Source organism: Chitinophaga sp., assembly GCF_039596135.1.
Classification (GTDB): Bacteria; Bacteroidota; Bacteroidia; order Chitinophagales; family Chitinophagaceae; genus Chitinophaga.
On record NZ_JBCNKH010000001.1, the window covers coordinates 186,505 to 207,728 of the forward strand.

At 42.7% G+C, this 21,224-nt stretch carries 19 protein-coding genes and 2 tRNA genes; 7 read left to right on the forward strand and 14 right to left on the reverse strand.

Annotated features, from left to right (window positions below; all coding sequences use genetic code 11):
- Positions 1-20 precede the first annotated feature (20 nt).
- The 3 genes from ABDW16_RS00745 to ABDW16_RS00755 form a co-directional block, all read right to left on the reverse strand.
- Positions 21-2,975: a SusC/RagA family TonB-linked outer membrane protein gene (locus tag ABDW16_RS00745; protein WP_343667200.1), complete on the reverse strand. Its 2,955-nt coding sequence runs from the start codon at positions 2,973-2,975 to the stop codon at positions 21-23.
- Between the two features lie 378 nt (positions 2,976-3,353).
- Complete coding sequence (locus tag ABDW16_RS00750; protein ID WP_343667201.1) at positions 3,354-4,958, reverse strand: DUF6377 domain-containing protein; 1,605 nt, start codon at positions 4,956-4,958, stop codon at positions 3,354-3,356.
- A 59-nt stretch (positions 4,959-5,017) separates the two neighbouring features.
- A complete protein-coding gene (locus ABDW16_RS00755; RefSeq protein ID WP_343667202.1) occupies positions 5,018-6,058 on the reverse strand; it encodes a WYL domain-containing protein in 1,041 nt (346 codons plus the stop codon).
- Between the two features lie 291 nt (positions 6,059-6,349).
- Between ABDW16_RS00755 and ABDW16_RS00760 the strand changes: the two genes are divergently transcribed.
- Entirely contained in the window at positions 6,350-6,901 is a 552-nt protein-coding gene (locus tag ABDW16_RS00760; protein ID WP_343667203.1) for a hypothetical protein, read from the forward strand.
- Positions 6,902-7,032: 131 nt separating this feature from the next.
- Here the strand turns inward: ABDW16_RS00760 and ABDW16_RS00765 are convergent, their stop codons facing one another.
- The 4 genes from ABDW16_RS00765 to ABDW16_RS00780 are packed head-to-tail and all read right to left on the reverse strand — an operon-like array spanning position 7,033 to position 9,554.
- On the reverse strand, positions 7,033-7,533 hold the full coding sequence (locus ABDW16_RS00765; protein ID WP_343667434.1) for a phytanoyl-CoA dioxygenase family protein: 501 nt from the start codon (positions 7,531-7,533) through the stop codon (positions 7,033-7,035).
- Positions 7,530-7,745, reverse strand: coding sequence for a hypothetical protein (locus ABDW16_RS00770; RefSeq protein WP_343667204.1), 216 nt, complete (start codon positions 7,743-7,745; stop codon positions 7,530-7,532). Before ABDW16_RS00770 ends, ABDW16_RS00765 begins: the two co-directional genes overlap by 4 nt.
- Positions 7,745-8,800 carry a nucleotidyltransferase domain-containing protein gene (locus tag ABDW16_RS00775; RefSeq protein ID WP_343667205.1) on the reverse strand — a complete coding sequence of 352 codons (1,056 nt, stop codon included), beginning with the start codon at positions 8,798-8,800 and terminating at the stop codon, positions 7,745-7,747. The genes ABDW16_RS00770 and ABDW16_RS00775 overlap by 1 nt, the downstream gene beginning before the upstream one ends.
- Positions 8,790-9,554, reverse strand: a complete 765-nt coding sequence (locus ABDW16_RS00780; RefSeq protein WP_343667206.1) for a nucleotidyltransferase domain-containing protein — start codon at positions 9,552-9,554, stop codon at positions 8,790-8,792. Before ABDW16_RS00780 ends, ABDW16_RS00775 begins: the two co-directional genes overlap by 11 nt.
- 324 nt (positions 9,555-9,878) lie before the next feature.
- Here ABDW16_RS00780 and ABDW16_RS00785 point away from each other — a divergent pair, with 324 nt between their 5' ends.
- The 5 genes from ABDW16_RS00785 (at position 9,879) to ABDW16_RS00805 (ending at position 13,806) form a co-directional block, all read left to right on the forward strand.
- Positions 9,879-10,070 carry a hypothetical protein gene (locus tag ABDW16_RS00785; protein WP_343667207.1) on the forward strand — a complete coding sequence of 64 codons (192 nt, stop codon included), beginning with the start codon at positions 9,879-9,881 and terminating at the stop codon, positions 10,068-10,070.
- Positions 10,071-10,130: 60 nt separating this feature from the next.
- Positions 10,131-10,203, forward strand: a tRNA-Ile gene (locus ABDW16_RS00790).
- A gap of 40 nt (positions 10,204-10,243) precedes the next feature.
- On the forward strand, positions 10,244-10,729 hold the full coding sequence (locus ABDW16_RS00795; protein WP_343667208.1) for a ribonuclease H-like YkuK family protein: 486 nt from the start codon (positions 10,244-10,246) through the stop codon (positions 10,727-10,729).
- Positions 10,730-11,223: 494 nt separating this feature from the next.
- A complete protein-coding gene (locus ABDW16_RS00800) occupies positions 11,224-12,858 on the forward strand; it encodes a carboxylesterase family protein (RefSeq protein WP_343667209.1) in 1,635 nt (544 codons plus the stop codon).
- 198 nt (positions 12,859-13,056) lie between these two features.
- Positions 13,057-13,806 carry a hypothetical protein gene (locus tag ABDW16_RS00805; protein ID WP_343667210.1) on the forward strand — a complete coding sequence of 250 codons (750 nt, stop codon included), beginning with the start codon at positions 13,057-13,059 and terminating at the stop codon, positions 13,804-13,806.
- 69 nt (positions 13,807-13,875) lie between these two features.
- On the opposite strand, the gene ABDW16_RS00810 is transcribed toward ABDW16_RS00805, so the two are convergent.
- Together ABDW16_RS00810 and ABDW16_RS00815 are read right to left on the reverse strand one after the other, a co-directional pair.
- Entirely contained in the window at positions 13,876-14,535 is a 660-nt protein-coding gene (locus ABDW16_RS00810; protein WP_343667211.1) for a hypothetical protein, read from the reverse strand.
- A gap of 232 nt (positions 14,536-14,767) precedes the next feature.
- Positions 14,768-15,592, reverse strand: a complete 825-nt coding sequence (locus ABDW16_RS00815) for an alpha/beta hydrolase (protein ID WP_343667212.1) — start codon at positions 15,590-15,592, stop codon at positions 14,768-14,770.
- A 310-nt stretch (positions 15,593-15,902) separates the two neighbouring features.
- On the opposite strand from ABDW16_RS00815, the gene ABDW16_RS00820 reads away from it, so the two are divergent.
- Complete coding sequence (locus tag ABDW16_RS00820) at positions 15,903-16,592, forward strand: hypothetical protein (protein WP_343667213.1); 690 nt, start codon at positions 15,903-15,905, stop codon at positions 16,590-16,592.
- Positions 16,593-16,681: 89 nt separating this feature from the next.
- Here the strand turns inward: ABDW16_RS00820 and ABDW16_RS00825 are convergent, their stop codons facing one another.
- From ABDW16_RS00825 to ABDW16_RS00845, 5 genes are all read right to left on the reverse strand, one after another.
- Positions 16,682-17,365 carry a dihydrofolate reductase family protein gene (locus ABDW16_RS00825; protein WP_343667214.1) on the reverse strand — a complete coding sequence of 228 codons (684 nt, stop codon included), beginning with the start codon at positions 17,363-17,365 and terminating at the stop codon, positions 16,682-16,684.
- 299 nt (positions 17,366-17,664) lie between these two features.
- Positions 17,665-18,147: a glycine-rich domain-containing protein-like gene (locus ABDW16_RS00830; RefSeq protein ID WP_343667215.1), complete on the reverse strand. Its 483-nt coding sequence runs from the start codon at positions 18,145-18,147 to the stop codon at positions 17,665-17,667.
- A 307-nt stretch (positions 18,148-18,454) separates the two neighbouring features.
- Positions 18,455-19,054, reverse strand: coding sequence for a nucleotidyl transferase AbiEii/AbiGii toxin family protein (locus tag ABDW16_RS00835; RefSeq protein ID WP_343667216.1), 600 nt, complete (start codon positions 19,052-19,054; stop codon positions 18,455-18,457).
- Positions 19,055-19,490: 436 nt separating this feature from the next.
- Positions 19,491-19,564, reverse strand: a tRNA-Asn gene (locus tag ABDW16_RS00840).
- A 66-nt stretch (positions 19,565-19,630) separates the two neighbouring features.
- Entirely contained in the window at positions 19,631-21,208 is a 1,578-nt protein-coding gene (locus tag ABDW16_RS00845; protein WP_343667217.1) for a glycosyltransferase family 39 protein, read from the reverse strand.
- Positions 21,209-21,224: the final 16 nt, after the last annotated feature.

The window sequence follows — 21,224 nt, forward strand, 5'->3', positions numbered from 1 at the left end:
AGTAATTTTTGGTCAGTGATTTATAACGAGAAATTGATACCAGCGAGGAAGCTCCTGGCTGTTGGATAAGGTGAGTATTCAATACCCAGAGATGTAACCCCATTGATATTCTTATCGGTGTTTACTTCAGGGTCAAATCCGGTGTATTTGGTAATGATAAAGAGGTTCTGGCCTGTTAAGTACACAGAAGCGCCCTTGATCACCTTTCCGATGTTCCCGATCTTATAGCTGAGGGTGATGTTATCCATTTTCATAAAATTGCCTTTTTCCAGGTAACGGCTGGATACTGTGATGGGGTTGGACAATGCCTCTTTGGTACCCACCAGTTTTGCTGCAATGTTCCTTGAGCCCAGGTTCCCGATAGGCAATACTGTATTGGCTGTGTTATTATAGATATCGAATCCGAAAGCACCGTGCATATTTGCACCAAGTGTCCAGTTTTTATAATTCACGGAGGTTATGATACCCATCATGGTCTTGGGGTTAGGTTGGCCCAGGAAGTACATGCTGTTACCATTATCCTTGTACACACCCTGACCATTGTCGTCGAAGCCTTCGAACTGCCTTACATAAAAAGAGTTCAATGGCATGTTGTTCACCAGGCGCTGTGCATAGGCATTAGACACACCCTGTCCGCTGATGGAACCTGTCAGCACAGGAGGACCATCGTAGTTTTTCAGCTCGTTGGTCAGGAAGGTAGCATTCACTCCCAGATCCCAGGTAAAGTCTTTAGTAGCCACCACATCACCACGCAGTACGATTTCAAACCCTTTGTTGATCACATTGGCAGGCAGGTTGATCCAGTAATTGGATGCTGGTGCCGGCTGAATGGCAGGGAAGTTGAAGAGCAGGTTCGTAGTATTTTTATTGAAGTAGTCTATGCTACCATACAATCTGCCGTTGAAGAAAGCATAATCAATACCGGCATTCAGCTGTTTAGAGCTCTCCCATTTCAGATTAGGATTTGCCACATTGCTCAGACTGGCGCCTCCGTTGGAGTTGAGGGTATATTGTTCCTGTGCGGCACCGGCAGGAAATTCCTGGTTACCGGTAATGCCCCAACCCACACGCAATGCCAGTTGAGTGACTGTTTTATTATCTTTCAGGAAAGGTTCATTGGCGATATTCCATTTTGCAGCGAAAGAAGGGAAGTAACCATATTTATTGTTCTCACCGAACTTGCTGGAACCGTCTGCCCTCAGGGTAGCGGTCAGCAGGTATTTGTCAAAGAAGTTCAGGTTAACCCTGCCAAAGAAGGATTGCAGTTCTGACTTCGGATTTTTGAAGGAAGAAATGAATGTATTGGTCTGAGTAGGGTTCTGTAAAATATCTACATACTTCAGCTCATCGGTAGTGAAACCCAGGCCACCCATGCTACGCCCTTTGTAGTTAAACTGCTGGCTTTCATAACCTACCACTGCGCTGAGGAACAGGGCTTTGATCACCTGTTTATTATAATTCAGGGTATGGGTGAACAACTGGGAAGTAAGGGTATTCACACCATAATAAGCCTGTCCGTTATCCTGTACACCTGTAATGTTAATAAAGGAAGCGATCTGCGTTTCCCTTTCTCCCACCTGGTGATTAATGCTGTATACAAAGCGGTATTCCAGGTCATCGGTGATTTTGATATAAGGGGAGAGGTTTGCCAGAATGCTGTTGATATTTACATCGTCGTCATAAGCCGCAGACATTGCTTCCGGGTTGATGGCAGAACCAGCACCCAGTAAATTAAAGGAGCCATCTGCCTTGCGAAGCGCAAGGGTAGGGTTCCATTGCAATGCCTGGCCGATGAGGCTACCGGTAAAACCGGCGTCATTGGTAATAGGCGCTATCTGCTCTGTAGTATGTGCTGCCTGAATTGAGTAGTCAATCCCTATTCTTTGATTGTCCAGGAGTTTAAACTGGCCATTCAGGTTCGCAGTATACTTTTTCAGACCGGTTTTCTTCACGATACCCTGCTGATCCAGCATACCAAAGGAAGCGCGGTATACACCATTTTCATTCCCACCGCTGAGGCCCACATTCACATTGTGGGTGATACCTGTACGGAGAATGCTGTTCATGGCATCTACACTGCTGCCTTCATCGCCTGCTGTGAGGTTATATTGTTTCAGGGCCGACCTGTACCCTGCGGCATCCAGTACATCCAGTTTTTTCAGGATGCTGCTGGCACCAACCGAGTAATTGACATCCAGTTTTGGAGGACCTGATTGGCCTTTCTTGGTAGTAATGATCACCACGCCATTGGCACCCCGGGCACCATAGATAGCAGTAGCAGATGCATCTTTCAGTACATCCATAGACTGGATGTCAAAGGAGTTGATAAAATTGAGCGGGTTGGCATCCGGCGTCTGGCCTAAACCATTTGCATTTACAGATGGCTTGGCGGTACGGCCATCGAGCGGCATACCATCTACTACGTACAGTGGCTGGTTCCCGGTTCTTACAGAGGAGTTACCACGAATTCTTACGGTAGTGGCACCACCTGGAGCTCCACTATTATTCATGACCATGAGACCAGCTACCTTACCCTGGATCAGCTGGTCCGGGGCAGTAACAATTCCCTTGTTAAAATCGGCAGACTTGATCGAGACGACAGAACCAGTCAGGTCTTTTTTGCGGGTGGTACCATAACCTACTACCACCACATCGGTGAGGGTAGTGCTGGTAGGCACCAGTGAAATGGAGAATTCAGATTTTCCGGCGATGCTCACTTCCTGGTTTACATAACCGATGAAGGAGATAACAAGCGTGTTCGCGTTGGCAGGAACATTTAATTTAAAAGTACCATCTGCCGTGGCAGCAGTACCAGTGCTCGTACCTTTTACCTGGATAGTAGCACCTGGAACCGGGTTGCCATTCTCGTCTGTTATTTTACCGGTAACTGGCCGGTTCTGGGCGCTGGCTATACCTGCTACTAGCAGTAATAACGAGCATAATAGCCGCACCTTACAAAACAGAAGATTGTTCATAGATCAGTTTTTATTGGTTTGTGGAATATTGATGCCGAATAGAATGAAATAAATGGAAGTACGGTCAGGCACGCTGACGTACGTAGGTCCATTAAATAAAAGAGAAAGACTAGTTTCAGTCCGCTACAGGACTGTCATCACAACTTGTTCTTTCATAACTGGAATTTTAAAAATGCTGCGCGTCCGGGTCACTACAGGTTACAATAAACTACAACACAGGCTTTGGTTGATGATTCAAAATAGTACGGATTAAACAGGCCGGCAATTTATATGGCCCTGATATAGAAAATAAAGCCTAAAATAGGTTTCCCTGCATAACAAATAAGTTAATAGTCAATTACTTGCGAACGAATTATTAATTTCTATATATAATGGTTATTATAGCGCTTTTATGTCCATTAACCGCTCTTCGAACTCCTCTTTTGGAATGATTGCCTTGTTCTTGATCTTGGTTTTATAAGTGTAAATCGTGTTAACTGAGTATTCCAGAATCTGGGCAATTTTCACATTGTCATTAATACCTATCCTTATCAAGGCAAAAATACGAAGATCTGTATTGAGCAGTTCATCTTCTTTTAGTTTGATCTGGTCTTCTTCTTTGAAAAAGGAATTAAATACGGTGACAAAGTTGGGGAAGATGCGGAGGAAAATCCGGTCAAAGTTTCTGAACAGCTGTTCTCTTTCATCCTTCAGGTCTATATTATTAACCAGGTATTTGACCTCACTATATTTATTATCTGACAATTTCTGGTCGGCCAGCTTCTTGAATTTTTTGATTTTGTCCAGGTAGGCAGAGTTAATCTGGAAGCAATAACCAATATATTCTTCTTTGATTTTATTCGCCTCCATCAGTTTCTCGTTAATTTCCTGTTGGGCGGCATGTGCTGCTGTGATAGCCTGCTGGGCAGATTGTAACTTTCTATATTGCCTGAGGATAATGATACCCAGCCATACCAGGGCCAGCAGCAGCAGGGTCACAATGGCAGCATATACGAACAGCATTTTTTTCTGTCCTTCCACCGTGTTTATTTTTTCGCCTTCTATGATGGGGAGGATGGCGCTTAACTGCACTTTTCTGAGCCGGGCGCCGTAAAACGAGGCATCGGCAACAGCATATTCTATGTACCGCGAGGCATTCTTTACATCCTGTTCTTTAAAAAGAAGGCTCGCCAGTATAAACATGGCGGTGGTTTCCTTGGTACTGGATTTAATATCCGCCATGGCAGCAGTAGCCATCATAATAATGGCGCTATCCTTTTTGCCGGTACGAATGAAAATGTTTCCCAGGGAGGAAGTAGCAATTGCCGTTTGGTGTACGGTCAGGTCTGTATGGGCCACCGCTAACCGATAATAATAGGCAGCGCTATCCAGGTTACCCGCTTTCTGATACATCAATCCATAATTATAGTCATAACTGAAACTATGGGGTTTAAAAAGTATCAATGCTGAATCTATACAGGCGCCCCCCAATTGTGTATAACCAGGGGCAAAATATTGGTCACTACTATAATCAGTAAGGTCATAATAATACCTGCTCTTCAATGCATAATATTCCGCCCGGGCGCTGTCGGGCAGTTTGTGCACATCAATCACCGCCAGGTAATCGCCGGTTTCTTTAAACATGCCTGACGACAAAAGAACAAATCCCAGCTTGACACCCGCATAATTGATCCGGCTGGAATCCTTCATTTTTTCTGCCAGCGATTTTAGCTGCTGGGCATATGCAAATGCAGAATCGAATTTAAAAACTTTGAACTGCTCATACAGCTGTTGGCAAATATCGAACTGTTCTCTGAGGGAGAGGGAATGTGTGCTGACCAGTTCAGCTCTCAATGCATTGATCTGCCTAAGCTTGTCTGCATCATATACAGAAGCCTGTTCAATGGTATGGTTTAACCGTTCCAGCAGGCTGTCATTTTGGGGAAACGCGTGGAGCAGCCCATAATGCATGAGCAAAAACAGCAAGATGATCTTACACTTCATTCGTTCAATTTTGTGGAATCGGGTAGGGGAGTATGGTTACTCCAAGGCACTACAATTTTCTACGAAGCTGCGCCGGCTTCCTTATCTTCCTCATCATAACCGGATATTCCATTTTTAAACTTCCAATATATGCGCTTTCTGAGACCTTCAGGTGCTAACACCCTCATTCCATCTCCATAACCCAGTATTTCCCTTTCAAGTTCCAGGTTCAGCTGTACCTTGATTTTAATTACAATACCATCCGCTCTGTGTTCAAGAATTTCCTGGGAATGGTGCATGGGTTTAGTGGCAATATAAGGCGCGTGCTCCTGGCTAACAAATAGTTTTACGTTTCTGGCACTTTTTTCATTAGAAACCGTCACGCCGACTACGTCCTGGTAAAATTCTGCAGGAGATATACGGCCATTTTCAACATAGAGCGCTTCCGGGCAAAAGCAGATGGATTCAATTCTGTCCAGCGCCAGGTTCTGGATTTGTGCATTTTTGTTTTTCACACCTACTGCAAACCACCTGTTTTTAAATTCTTTCAGCCACCATACATGGAACTCAAAAGTACTCTCTGACCTGGCTTTGAATGACTGGTAGGTAATGGTGACAGCCTTTTGCTGAATGATGGATTGATATATTATTTCCAGGTGTTCCAACCCTTTCAGTCTTTCGTTTTTTTCAAAATCAATCACTGACTCTGTATGGTTAGCAGCAGAGTAAACGTGGTCTTCCAGTTTTTGTACTACTTCATTCAGGTTAGTAAAATGGGAGAAGCCTTTAAACTGTTTCAGAATTTCCACCGCTTCATTCATCCTTCCCAGGTCTTGTTCACTTAGCGGAATGTTTGTGATGCTATAGTCAGCATCCTCATATGTATAATATTTTTTACCAACTACTATAATCGGTGCATTGTATCCCAGTTTGTCACTGCGCATAGTTTGAATATCCGCCTGAACAGAGCGACGGCTGATACCTTTATCAATCCCTTCATAATCGTACAGCGCGTCAGATACCGCATTTATCAGGTCTTCCAGGGTCCACTTTCTGCGGCGGTTTCTTAAGCAGGCATCAATAGTTTTATATCGGATTAAAGCATTTTTATTAGCAGGCATTTCCGGGATTTTTTCAAAAAGTAGGAAAAATAATTTATTGCGCAAAAAAACTGCGCAGTAGCTATAGACATTTGTATTGTCGAATTAACAATAACGACAACACGAACTTTTACGGCTTTTCGTCCATTAGGACCACTTTTCAAATTTGTGTCTTTTGGTTTAGGAGTGGCTTTTTTAGGCCGCTCCAATTTAACCCCAATCATATTAATAATCAGCCACTTACATCTCAAAAAAACAAAACCCCTGTTTTCAGGGATTCTCAGGGATCGTATTCCGACCTACTTTTACATCATGATCAGGTACGGCAGTATAGCACTAGTAATCTTGGCCCTGGCCATCGGAGGCTATGTTTTACTTGCCTACAAGTTCGACACAATTATCGTATATGACAGGGAAGCAGCATACACTACTGTTGGCCAGCACCTGTCAGTACAGCCGGAATTCATGATCAATGCCAACCAGGAAGTGCGGGTGAATATCAACTTCGAAGATATACACGAATCTGCCTTGCTGAAAAACCTGGAGGTGAGTCTTACACCAGCGGGAGACACCACTAAAACCATTCCGCTACTTTCTGTCACAGTCAGCGACTGTAATCCTGGTAAAGGAGCTACTACATTCACTGAACTTTCAGAAAATTGTAAGCTGCTACAACCGGGGTACTCAACTCCAACCAAATCTTTCACATTCGCCTTTGATGCGAATACCGTGCGCCGAAATGCTTATCTCGTAAGGATACGGGGTGACATTAACACTGATGGCAGCAATGCTGCGACTCCTTTCACAAAGGAGATCAGTATCGAGAAGGAAACGGTGCTGCGGGAAAGAAGCTGGTTGTATTAAACAGGAACGATTCCTATGCCTATAAAAAACCCGATTTTGAAATTATTCCAATCTATCCTATGACAACTACGCAGGTATTCTCTACTTTTCCTTCAATATCTGATCGGCGCCCTGACCTGCCAGGTCGCCGGTCAGCCTGGTAGGTTCACTCTTTCTGACCAGTGCAAAGGCAGCGGTAACTCCAGGCTGCTGAATTCAATATGAATGACCCGGCGGGGATGCTGATTGGTAGTGCGGCTGGACGCATGTAATAATAATGGCCGCATAATCATCAAGCCCCCCTTCTGTACTGCACACGTTTCCTCCACTTCTTTTTCCCAGTCAATCGTTTCCGGTCTGTATATTCCTTTCAGATGAGAACCGGGTACCACCCGCAATGCACCATTGTTTTCATCTGTGTCATCCAGGTGAATCCTGATGGTAAAATTATTTTCCAGTATAGACAAAGGAGGTTGTACAGCATATTGCTCCTGCTTTACCGTCCATGGGGCATAACCTTCCACAACAGCTTTTTCCTTTACAGAAATAGTCAGGTCCTGGTGATAAGAAACAAACCAGTTTGATCCTCCCGGCTTGTCGAAGTAGATAGACTTTACTACATGGTAGTCTTTTCCAAACAAAGTATCAATCACCTCCTGCAATGCCGGTATGAATACCAGCGGCAGGGCAGCGGGTACTTCTTTGAAGAATTGCGGATAGCAAAAAGATCTTTCGTTCGGCGAAAAGTATCTTTTACACTATCTGCCTTTTCTATGCATGCAATCAATGCATCTACAGCAGCAGTATCAAATACATTATTAATAACCGTAAATCCTTTCTCTGCGATGGCTGTGCTATGATTCATTATTGATAGAATTGTGTTCTGATAGTAACCAATAGCTCGTTGGTCTTTACCTCATCCGGCATCTCCGGCAGGTCTGACTGTTGGTAAAGTTGCTCTATCCGATCCAGTTTTTCATCTACCATATCCAGGAGATCGTTGTATTCAAAACCCCCGCTTTTTATTTTTAGCAAAAACTCTCTGTCCGGCCTTTCTACAATAACCTTTTTATGTACAGCAATTTCCTCCGCCATATTCAGCAGGCGGAAAGTATGCATCATATTCTTTGCATCATAGTTCTTACCATGGGAAAGGGTATTTTGGAAACGCACATCGTTCCTGTTGTCTACCCATTCCTGATATTCCTTGTATTCCCGGCAGTAAACGGAGTAACCATCTTTATTAAACTGCATCACAGCAACTGGAGACAGGCCCTTCGGGATACTGCTCAGGCGAACGTCATTGGCATCTTCGCCGGATATAATACCTTTTAAAGTACCTCCCTGTTGATGATAAACCAGGTACACATCCCGAAAGTGCGGTACACTGGTCAATCCACAGTCTTCCTGTTTATAATGATACTTTTCTAACCATGTAGCAAGTGGAATGCTGCCATTTTCGTCAATAACATAACAGAATTCGGGCACCCCCTTTCTCACTTTTTCCGCTGGGCGGTTGATCATTTTATTTAGTCCCTTTGCTTTTTTGATCTGCGAAGCAGCATAACCGGCAAAAGTATCCTTGCATAATTTAGAAAGAAAATCTTCAGGTTTGATAAGTTCCATGAGCGGGTGCCGGAATAGCACACAGCTTTCCGGCGTACCCAATAATTCCAGGATATTGGGATTATTCTTTTGTAATAGCTCCAGGAATCTCCCTATTTCAAAATATACTTCGTCGTTCGTTGCATTGTAGACCTGTGGCGTATAGGTAAAACCATACAACTCATATTGAGGTAATACATAGATACCTTTCAGGTCTGTATCTGAAGTGGCAGAATGCAGTTGTTGGGAGCGACTGCCGCTAATGGCCTTCAACAACAGGTGTTGAGGCTCATTCATTAATTGCTCAAAAGTCATAGTTACGAATATATTTTCTGAACAACACATCCAGTTCAATCGTATCGTTCTTCAATGGTAGCAGGTTGGCTGCTTTTTCATTACAATATTGAATAGTATCGGCTATCCATTGTTGAAGGGGATGGACAGGTGAAATCAATGTTTTCTCATCAGCTGCCTGTTTTTGTACCAACAGTGCATCGATGGTTTCCTGCCATTGTGCATCGGTGATCAATGTTCTCAGTATATGAAATTCCATGGGAGGCACCTGTCTTTTTTCTACAATCCATTTTGCAGCCAGTAGTGGCCGCAGTGCATAAAAATACTTTTTGATCCTCACTTTGTCTCCCTGCAGGTCATTCTCAAAAGTATTTTTTGCCATGGAAATGTAGTGATGACAACCCGCTCTTTCTGAGAAATATTTATTCGCCAGCGCCAGTAATTCAGTTTTAAATTCTTCATTGGCGATATACAATATAGGTGATTGCATCCATTCATATAGCGGCGCGTTCGACTTCAAAAAGAGTTGCAATGCTTTGCGTAAATCCCAGCCGCCAATGTCCAGTACTTCATTTACCGGCAACTCTATTACATCTCTTCTGTCTGCTATGCTTAGGTAATCATTTAACGGACGAATGTAAATGAACCGAACATCATAGTCACTGTCAGGCGAAGCAAATCCCCATGCTCTACTTCCTGACTCACAGGCATATATGATTTTTACGCCTTGACTTTTTTCAATCATTGACAATTGTTCTGCGATGATTGTTCTCATTTTTTTTCTCCTATTTTAAGGTCAACAACAATTTAATTTTCTGTTAATTAGCTACAGGAAAGCAATTCAAGCTAAAAAAATCTTTTGAAATATTTGTGTAGAATGAAAAATTTATTTCATCTTTGCATCGACAAAATTATTTAAACAAATCACATATGCAGCACCTCGTATTAAAAAATATAGACACAGTCGGTCTGGAGATCGACACCGTGCGCGGGGTGTGTTATGTTACGAAGTAGTATAATCAACTAATTCAATATAACAAGAGCCCTGCAAGCAATTGCGGGGCTTTTTTCATTTTTAAACCGACAAAAACTAATGCGCATGCAAATGCAGTTGTTATCCATACAATTCAATATGCTGGCCGGTCTGCGAGGATCAGGCATAGGGGAGATGTGTGCGTATACACCAGCAGTTGGGAAAAGTGAAAGTATTGGATTTGATGCGCCAGTTGGTGATGATCGTAAAGACAATTATAGCGCGACATATAAACGACTTAGTTATATCTGGACATAATTAACAATTATGTGTTCAGTAAAAAAACCCGGTCGTTACCAAACGGCCGGGTTTTTTTATTGGCCTGTGGCGCAAGGGTTAGCGCAGTTGCCTTATACGCAAACGGTTACTGGTTCAAGTCCGGTCAGGCCAACAAACAAAAATTAATAAAAAGGAAAAAACATGACGTAGCCATGGAAACTGTAAGAAGCTGGAGAAGGCTCAATGGAATGGAAATCAAAAGCCCTATCGAAGATGAAATCGAGCACGTACTGTCTGCCGAAAGTGGCGATGGCAATACACTGAAAGTGTGCATAGGTACAGATAGTCAGAAGAAGGGAAGGATCGTGGAGTTCGCCACCGTGATCGTTTTCCTGCGGAAAGGTAAAGGCGGATTTATGTATATACTGCATGATACTTCTACCCGCAGGATGAGTATAAAGGAAAGAATGCTCGCAGAAGTAGGCAAGAGTATAGAAGTTGCTTACTCACTGTGTCACCTCTTTACTAAATACAGTGTAGATATGGAAGTACACGCTGACATTAATACGAATCCAGCTTTTAAAAGTAACGATGCGCTGAAAGAGGCAATGGGTTATATCACAGGAATGGGATTCACCTTCCGGGCTAAACCACATGCTTTTGCAAGTACAAGTTGTGCAAATAAAATTGTTCATTAATCAAATCAGTATAATGATCTACCTAACTAACTTTATTTATGTAGACCTGAGTTTCGCTGGGAACGAAACAGTTGATAAACTTACTGCCAGGACCGGATCCGACCCCAGATCAACTGATGGATCCAAGCTGGCGACAACAAGCACGCACTGGGGTGCAAGTCTTGTTGATAACGGTGGAGTACCAATACCTTCAGGGTATAGGACTCTACCTATCCCCAAGTGGTCTGGATAGTAGTTTATCAGGCAAGTAATGTTGCTTCACCTTTAAAATAAGTTTTACTTATATGGTGAATGGCCTGAATGCTGGTACCAATATCCTGTAATATATTGGGCCAGGATTCAGCGCCTTTGCCCCCAATTTATACTGCTGCCAATACAAGCTATTGGAGTAGAATTTTTTTTATCTCATAAAAAGCATATACGCCGGCAAGAAATTTTCATACAATCGCGTTCATTAATTACGTACATTAAGTCTACATTATAACCCAAGCAATATGAAAAGAGTTCTTTTGACACTAGGCGTACTGGTACAATTGGCCTCTCTGAATTCATTTAGTCAGATAAAAGATCAGATCACTACCAGCAATGGTATCGTTCAGGGAGTACGGGAACCGGGATCATCTATTTTAATCTTTAAAGGCATACCTTATGCCCAGCCACCTGTTGGCCCTCTCAGATGGAAAGAGCCACAACCCGCTAAAAACTGGAAAGGCATCCGCAAAGCAGACCACTTTGGGCACAATGCGATGCAAAAAAACCTCTTTGGCGATATGTCTTTCCGCTCCTCAGGCATGAGCGAAGATTGTCTCTATCTCAATGTCTGGACACCGACCAAAACAGGTAAGGAAAAACTGCCTGTATTAGTCTATTTCTATGGCGGAGGCCTCGCTGCCGGCGATGGTTCGGAACCACGTTACGATGGCGCCAGTATGGCCCAAAAAGGCATTGTATCCATTACAGTCAACTACCGCCTCGGTATCTTTGGCTTCTTCTCGCACCCAGACCTGACGAAGGAATCTCCGCATCATACTTCAGGCAACTATGGCTACCTCGATCAGCATGCCGCCCTGGAATGGGTACGTGACAATGTCGCTGCCTTTGGCGGTGATCCCAATAAAGTCACCATCGCAGGCGAATCAGCAGGTTCTATCTCCGTATCTGTACAAATGGCCTCTCCACTGTCCAAAGGGCTCATTGCCGGCGCAATAGGGGAGAGTGGCGCTGCCATCAACCCTACATTGTACCCTGTACCCCTGGCAGAAGCGGAAGCACATGGTACCACATTCGCAGAAAAGATGAATGCCAACACGCTGGACGAACTCAGGGCTATTCCCGCAGAAAAACTGCTGGACTCTGTATTCTCCGTAGCCACTCCTTACTCCACTGCTACCATCGACGGTTACCTCATTCCCCGCTCACTACCTGAAATTTTTGAAGCAGGCGAGCAGGCACATGTCCCTCTCCTGGTAGGATGGAACTCCGCCGAAGTACCTTTTCAGGCAATTATGAGAGCAGAAGCTCCTACACCTGAGAACTATAAAAAAGTAGTAGAACAAACCTTCGGCGACAGAACCTCCCGCATCCTGGAACTCTATCCGGCAGGTAGCGAGGAAGAAACCATTCGCTCTGCCACCGCATTAGCAAGCGATCGTTTTATTGTATACAGCACCTGGAAATGGGCTGATTTGCAAGCCAAAACCAGCGGACAGCCTGTATACCGGTACGTATTTTCACGTATCCGTCCGGCAATGACGCCTAAAATGGGTAATGCAACCCCTGGCCTGGCCGGAGGCGTACAAAAAGGCGACAATGCCAAACCGGTACCACCTAAATATCCAGCCGTAGGTGCATCTCACGCTTCTGAAATTGAATATGCCCTGGGTAACCTTTATAGCAATAAAGTATATGCCTGGACAGCGGATGATTACAAAGTATCCGCCACCATGCTGGATTACTTTGCCAATTTCATCAAGACCGGCAATCCCAATGGTAAGGGCTTACCTCAATGGGAGCCCATCACCAAAGACAGTAAGCGCATCAACTATATGGATATCAATGTAAAGAGTGAACAGAAAGAAGAAACAGACAGAGAAAGATATCTATTCCTGGATAAGATTTATATGAAATAAAAAAAGAGGCTGTATCATAAATACGATACAGCCTCTTTTTATTCGGGTACCCGATGGAAATAAACGAATCTCTGGATGTTATTTTATTTTTGCTATATCCTCTTTTTAATTCGGATACCTGATTGTAGGCAGGTCATCATTTGAGCGATTCTCAGGAGGTTCATTTATTTTCGAAACAATCTCTTTTATCTTCGCGCCATGAAATTCCGCTACCTGCTACCTTTCCTTGGAATCCTCATAGCTTGTGGACATACTTCCAATCCACCGGAGGAGGTGTTCGCCTTTGATTATGAACTGTTGGAAAATCTATACTATCGGGCTGATTCCGTTATTGTACATGGCGATACAGTAGAGACGATCAACTACTCCCTGGATACCACTGTCATTCAGACGGGGATCTTTGCTTATATGCAGCACGATTTTGAGCTCTTTGCCCCCCCGAAACTGATCATACTCACCAGGCGGGCGCAGGCCCTCAAAAACCAGGGGAAAGACGCCACAGATGCGTTCAGGGAAATAGCGGCCGCCTATCCGGCTGAATTGGAGGAACGGCTCTATGAAACCTCAGATATGAACGACGTCTGCCAGATTTCAGTCAATGCTGCTATGCTGGGGGCTTATGCCAATGAACAACTCAATGAAATTGATTCTGCCATCAACATATTAAAACCACAACTGGATAATGTGGAATCCTGGAGCTCGAGAATCCACGAAATGTATATCCGATTATGTGTACAACGCTATGGAAAGGAAAGAGTGATACAGGAGCTGGAAAACTGCAAAGCGACACTACAGCGTACCGATACGCAGCCAGAGGTTGCGGAATGGGCTGTGTCGGTATTCGGGGCAAGGATAGGAGATACGGGTATGAATGGGATGGGCCCTGAAGAAGCACAAGCATCTGTCGATGAAATAGTGATCAATGATATCTGTAAACTGGTGAACTGACCTATGAATTTTCATATCAATGCCCGTCAGTTATATCTAAACCAATAAACTTTCTTATTTGCAGGCAACTTATGAGCTTTCAAATATTGTTCCTTTCAGCCAGTAACTATAGCCATCAATCGCCATCAACATTTCCTTTTTCAACTGCAAAAATTCTGCTGTATCTATTTCGCCATTCAACCGTCTTTCCTCCAGCGCTTCCATATCCAATTTCTTTTGTCTGCGCTTTTTTGCATATCCATACAATTCTGCCTCTTTCTTTCTTCTTGTTATATACTCTTCATGCTGCAAATAATGATTGGGTTGATCTGTGATCCTTTCGAGCGTATAACCACCTCTTTCAATACCAATAAAATGCCTATATTGAAAAGTAGGCTGCTGCCGTACGAACTGTTCATAGCCCTCACTTACAAAAGATATATCTCCATTACGCGTAACAATAGTCCAGCGATCACCTGATCTTTCAATATAATCGATTTGAAACGCATCACTCCTCACCACATCCAGATCGAATCTCAGATTCCTGATTTGTTTAAACACAAGCGTACAGGGCGCTATCCAGAAAGTAAACATACATCCTTTTACCTCCGGTTCATTCCATTTGAAAATATAATCAATATCAAATTCCAGATCCCCCTTCATGGCCATCTCGTATATCTGCACATCATGCCAGTTCATTGTGTCAAAATCAGCCTCGGTCCAGATTGACTTTTCTAATGTATATTCCATGCTGTATATTACCACAAAAATTAACCCATTGGTAAAAAAATTACTTACCCGGCCTTATCGCCTGTTTCTATACTCCTTGTATACTGTTTCCATACTCATTCTATACTGTTTCTATACTATTTCTATACTCATTCTATACCGCTACAAGCCTGCTACAATACTCCTTCTATACTCAAAACAAAAAAAGGCAACCATTTCTGATTGCCTTCTTCTATTGAACTTGATTCTTCTATTATCCCTTAATAAATTCTAATATATCCTTATTAATAGTAGCCGCCTCTGTCGTTGGCATACCATGCGGGAAACCTGGATAAGTAATCAGCTTACCATTCTTCAACAGTTTAGCTGCCTTTAACGCAGTAGTCTGGTAAGGTACAATCTGATCATCTTCCCCATGCAATACCAGCACAGGCACTTCTACGCTCTTCAGATCTTCTGTAAAATCAGTCTCTGAAAAAGCTTTGATACAGTCATAATGAGCTTTAATACCACCCATCATACCCTGGCGCCACCAATTGTCTTTCACACCTTGCTTTACATCTGCTCCTTCGCGGTTGTAACCAAAAAATGGAGTAGGAAAATCATGAAAATACTGTGCTCTGTTAGTACCAGTACCTACACGAATTTCATCGAATACTGATAATGGAATACCATCAGGATTGTTTTCAGTCTTCACCATGATAGGAGTCACAGCACTGATCAATACAGCTTTCGCTACGCGACCGTTACCACCGTGTTTTGCAACATAACGGATTACTTCACCACCACCTGTAGAGTGACCAATGTGGATCGCATTTTTCAGGTCAAGCGCTTTAGTCAGTTCTGCCACGTCTGCTACGTAAGTATCCATTTCGTTACCGGTAGCTGTCTGTGTAGAACGGCCATGTCCTCTACGGTCATGCGCAATTACTCTGTAACCTTTTTCCAGGAAGAACATCATTTGTGCATCCCAGTCGTCAGATGATAAGGGCCAACCATGATGGAATACAATTGGCTGTCCGGTGCCCCAATCTTTGTAATAAATCTCTGTACCGTCTTTAACTATAATCTTACTCATATACCAGTTTTGTTTAGAGTTTTTGTGATAATTAAAGTTACTTCGATATTCGATTATGGAAAGACCAGGTTAAATGCCATATTATCGGTTTTCTTGTCCGATTCATGGCTTATCTTAAAATAAATAATATGTAGCACCTGTAGACTTCCAATAAAGAACTTTGTAATATTTAGCTTCCTAATCCAGACAGCACTCAATACCAAACAGCATCCGACTGCTTATTGTTTATTCATGAATAAAAAACAGGACGACAATCATGATCCATCACTCGTGCAAATAGGCTAAATTTAGGCCCCCTAATACCTATGCTATGTTTAAGATAAAGGAACCAGAACGTTTTGAACTCGTAAACATTGATCCAAACGACATCTCCCTTTTCATTCCGGAAATTGAGGCTTATTTCAGGATTAAATTTTATGATGAGGAATTGCGCAGGATATTTACATTCGGTAATCTCTGTGATCTTATTATCAATAAACTGGAGGAAAAGGAAACAAATGACTGTACAAAACAACAGGCATTTTATAGAATCCGGAAGGCTCTCATTGAGGGGCAACTTTTTGATAAAAATATGTTGAGTCCCAATACCAGCCTGGAAGATATATTCCCTCTCAAACAAAGGCACCAGCTGATTGAAAAATTTGAAACTCATTTAGGCTTTAAAGTACAGCTGCTTGAGCCAGGAAAAGGCTGGCCATTATTTATATTCCGGCTCACATTCCTGGTATCCCTTGTTACCCTATTCTGTTCAATACCAGTCGGACTTTCGGGCCTGGTACTTTCTGTGGCAGCCATCGAACTGGCAAAAATGCCCAGGAATGAACTGGCAATAAAAACTATCAGGGAACTGGCAGAAAAGATTACAAATGAAAACTATAATCATATAAGACAGGCTCCTTCCGCCGTTAATCAGAAGGCGGTAGTCCTTAAGGTGAAGGACCTCTTTAAGAAAAAATTTGACCTGGATGATGATGCGCTCAGAAGAGATACAGTATTTTAATCTGCAACCCTCATCCGTAGTTTTTGCTTAGATATCACCAATCGGTTTCGTTTTATCTCCAGGTCAGCAATTCGTCATTATTTTTTTATTTATCCATTTCTTCTCTCTACTTTTTCTTCTTCCTTCCATTTCTTCCTCCTTTTCATTTCCGCCTCACTCGCCTCATTGGATACATACGATCCCAACCTCACCTCACCATCCGGCTCATATTTCGCAACAATAACACCGGTTGTAGAAATCGCCGACTCCGTCATTTTCCATTGCTTTGCAGCAGTCCCGTCTGCAAACAATTTCTTCCCCTTTCCCAAAGTGATTGGATATATCCATGTACAAAGCACATCCACCAATTGATTTGCAAACAATGTCTGTGCCAGCCCACCACTACCATGCACCAGCAAATCAGGGCCTTCCTGTTCTTTCAACTTTTTCAACTCATTCACCACATCTTTACTGATCAGTGTCGTATGCGCCCATGAGGTATCTATTGGAGTGGTCGCCACTACATACTTATTGATTTGATTGAACTTCTCACCAATCGGGTTATCGCCATTATAAGGCCAGTACGCGGCAAATATTTCATAAGTCCGGCGTCCCAGTAACAGATCAAATGGCGCTGCCATTATCTTAGTCATTTCATTTCTTATCAGCTCATCCGAATACCCAAATTGCCAGCCTCCCCATTTGAATCCATTCGTAGTATCCTCTTCCGGCCCACCTGGGCTCTGCAGTACACCATCCATGGTCAGAAATGTGGTTACAATTATTTTACGCATAGCTTATATTTTTATTTACCCAAAGCTAACTTTCTTCAAGGAATGGAATAGGGTAGAAGTGCGACAATAATACTGGGGAGTTGCGACAGAACAGGGTTTTCTACTTCTTATTCCCTGCTAATGTATAGGACGATAATAAGGACAGATACAGAGAGGTCAACTTAACCCAATAAAAAAAGGCCACATCTCTGCAAGCCTTTCCTTTTCGCGCTCCAAATGAGACAATTATCTAACCAATTTCTTCCAGATTTACTTGAATTTAACTCCCTAATTATAAATGCGCTAACATGATTTTCCATCTATTTACACTTAACAGGCTTACACTGTGTTCTACATTTCGGAGCGAGACACCTTTTAGGTTTCGTTGGCTTGGCTAAATAATCCACATTGAAATTGTCAAAATAGAGCTGTTTAGTTTCTTCAAATGCATTCTTTAGGTTTTGTTCATCCTCAGGTCCATTCATTCCAAAATAAGGAAAATGGTGCAGGAAGAATCCGAAAATCGCCTCACAATCTTTTGCATATTTTTCTGTATCAAGAATATGCTGATGCCAAAAAATATCAACATCGAGGTGTGGTACTATATCCTTTTCTGGATATTTCCTTTTCAAGGCTAGAAATCTTTTATATTCGATTTCTGCTATATCGGTTTGCGATGCAGACCAACCATGTCCTTCATAAGGCGGTTCCTGTAATTTTAATTTTACCATGCTGAAATCAATCGCATTGATATCCTCCATAAACGGAGTTTTCTCTTGTTTTAAAGATACAACTGTTTCCATTTTGAATTTGGTTTAGGGTAAAAAACGGCACGTCATATCCCTAAATTAAATGAAAGCCAGATCAATAATCGAAAAGGGTATACAGGAAAAATCCTGTTTTTATAATGCATGTGCTTGTTAAATAATTAGTAAGGCAAGAAGCTGGATGATTAACCTCCAACATAGCAAAAGAATAGCCAGCATTTCGCTTGTAAAAGCATCAAAAATTATTGCTCCAAGGGAAAAGGCTCATTAGTATGCCGATGACATCTACTTATTGTTTCATTTATAAGTTGTTTATAAAAAAAAATAGTACCTACAGTTGGTATTATATAAAATTGCTAGCTACTTTACTCATTTCTAATTTTATCTCTTCCCAACTTTTATTCTTGTAACAAATCGGGTCTGGCATTTGGTCTGCAATCGTAAAATCTGAAAGTCCTTTTAATACATCTTCTATTTCAAACCAGGGATACTTGTTTTTGTAAACTTCTAATAGATCATGAAATCTATGCGTCTCCAAGATCTCAGATAAATCCCAAAAATCCTTTTTGCGTCCACCTCTTGAAATTGTATCAAGCTTCATTGCTGCAATATCTTCTATGGTCGCCAATCGTATCCTTTCTTCTTCTATAGGTGGAAATAAAAATGGTGCATCCCAATAAAGAATATCTGTCTTAATTGCACTCTCCTCATCCTGCCCAATAAATAAATTAAATCCCCGGTTATTTACCAGACCAATAAATGGACTCGTATCTTCTACATATCGAAATTGAAGTTTTAACACTTCCAGTATATGATCAAAAGGAATCTCTCCATAAGGGCCGTCGCAAAACAAATCTATATCCACAGACTCTCTGTGTCCTCTTAACAAACTCAAAGCCGTACCCCCAACTAATCTGAAATCAGATAGCTCAGGTAAACTCATTAACCGACTTAAAACATTGAATAATTCTTCGCTCGTTGTGTTCCGGTAGAGCATTTAAAATCACTATTGTGAAGGTGGAAAAGCCTGCGTGAAATTACTTGTGCCCTCGGTAAAAGGCGTTCAGAATTGATAAGAATTAATTTTACTTTATCCCTGCCATAATAACGAATAACCTCTCTGATATCACTTAGGGTTCCCCTTTCCATGGCTCTAACAACAGTAAATTCCGGATAGCGATCAAAATCTAATCGCTTCAGGTCCACATCCCAGAAAGCTCTACGGGACAAGGCTGGTTTTGCTATGTTAGAATCCGTTTGCACCAATCAAATATACTAAAAACAGCGCAGACTAATACTATAATACTAGTACTATAGCACTAGTTAATATCTAGTAAAAACAAAAAAGGCCTGCATCTCTGCAAGCCTTTCCCTTTCCGCTCCCCCTGCTGGACTTGAACCAGCGACCCTCTGATTAACAGTCAGATGCTCTAACCAACTGAGCTAAGGAGGAGTGTATTTCCCGTTTCGGGATTGCAAAGATAGACAATTCTTTATTCCTGCAAAATATTTTTTAAAATTATTTTACCAAAACCAACAACCGCTCTCCCACAGCCCCCCTCCGCGTAGAAAAATTCACAAACTCCCCATCCAGCTTCGTCACCGGAAAATGCGGAAACACCTTCACCACCTCACACACATGCCCCTCCAACCCCAACGAATCCACCTGCTCCCTCGTCGTATATACCAACACCGGCGGCTGCATCAACGTATCCGACCTCAACACCGGCGCATCCAGGTAAAAATTAAATGCATAAGAATTCACCTTATACATACAAACCGCCCCACCCCTCAAATGCTCATTCGTATAAAACGCCGCCGAACTCCCACTCTGATACCCCAACACATCCGGATAAAACAACCCATTCAAAAACAAATTCAACACCACCGACATCAAACACGTCCTGAAAAACACCTTCTCTACCTTCACCACAAAAAACAATACCACCACCGCCGCCATCAACCCCACAAACACATAATTGATCTGAGGCCGATATAAAGCCCATAATCCAACTATCGCCACCGCCATAATACTCATGATCACCCGCTGCGTAATCACGAAAAATTTCGGCTTATTTAACGAAAGTATATACTGCGCCGTGAGTATCGCAAAAAATGGGAAAATGATATTCAGATAATGCGGCAACTGAAACTTCGACAAACTAAACAATAAAAACGTCGACAACGCCCCGCTAATGCAATAAAACTCCACCGCTACCTTACGCCTCCTGATAAACTGTACCACCGCCGCATACAACATCACCGACCACGGCAAAAACGCCCACAACACCGTATGGAAAAAGAAAGAAGGATCACCCGAACCCTTTATAGGCCCCGTATTCATAAACCGCCCAAACTGACTATCCCAAAAGAAAAACCGGATTCCCGATACCCCCGTTCGCCCAAACACCACCTTCTCCGGATGCGCATCAAACTGTATATACAATGCATACAACTCCGGCGTAATAAACACCAATACCAACACCCCCACTATCAACCACCGATAATGAAACAACTCCTTCCACTGCTTTGTAAAAATATACTGCCCAGCTATCGCAAACCCCACCGGCACTAACGCAAACGGCCCCTTCGTCATCACCGCACATGCCGTAAACAAAGCCCCCAACAGTAACCGGCGTTTATAAAGAAAATACACCGCTCCAATGATCAGACCCGTCAGGTAAGGCTCCGCCCGCACATCCGTACTGGATATCACCAGGTGCTCCGCCGTCAGTAAGATACATACCGACCACCGGGCTACCTTCTCCCCATACAGGTCAAAGGCAAACCGATACGTAAAGTACACCCCCATCATCAAAAAGAGGAAGGCAGGCAACTTATAAGCAAATGTGTTAATCCCGAAAATCTGATAGCTAAAAGCCATCATCCAGAAAGGAAAGTGAGGTTTGTCCAGCCAATCCTGGCCATCCGCAAACAGGTTCAGATAATCATGATGCTGCACCATATACTTTGCAATACCAGCATACAATGCGCCATCGGGCTCCATAATTGTAACAGACAATCCTGTAATGTGCATGAAGATAAGCAGGCCAATGATCCACCAGCTTATCTTCTTCTCAGAGAAGTTATCAGACATGCGCAAAAATTACATC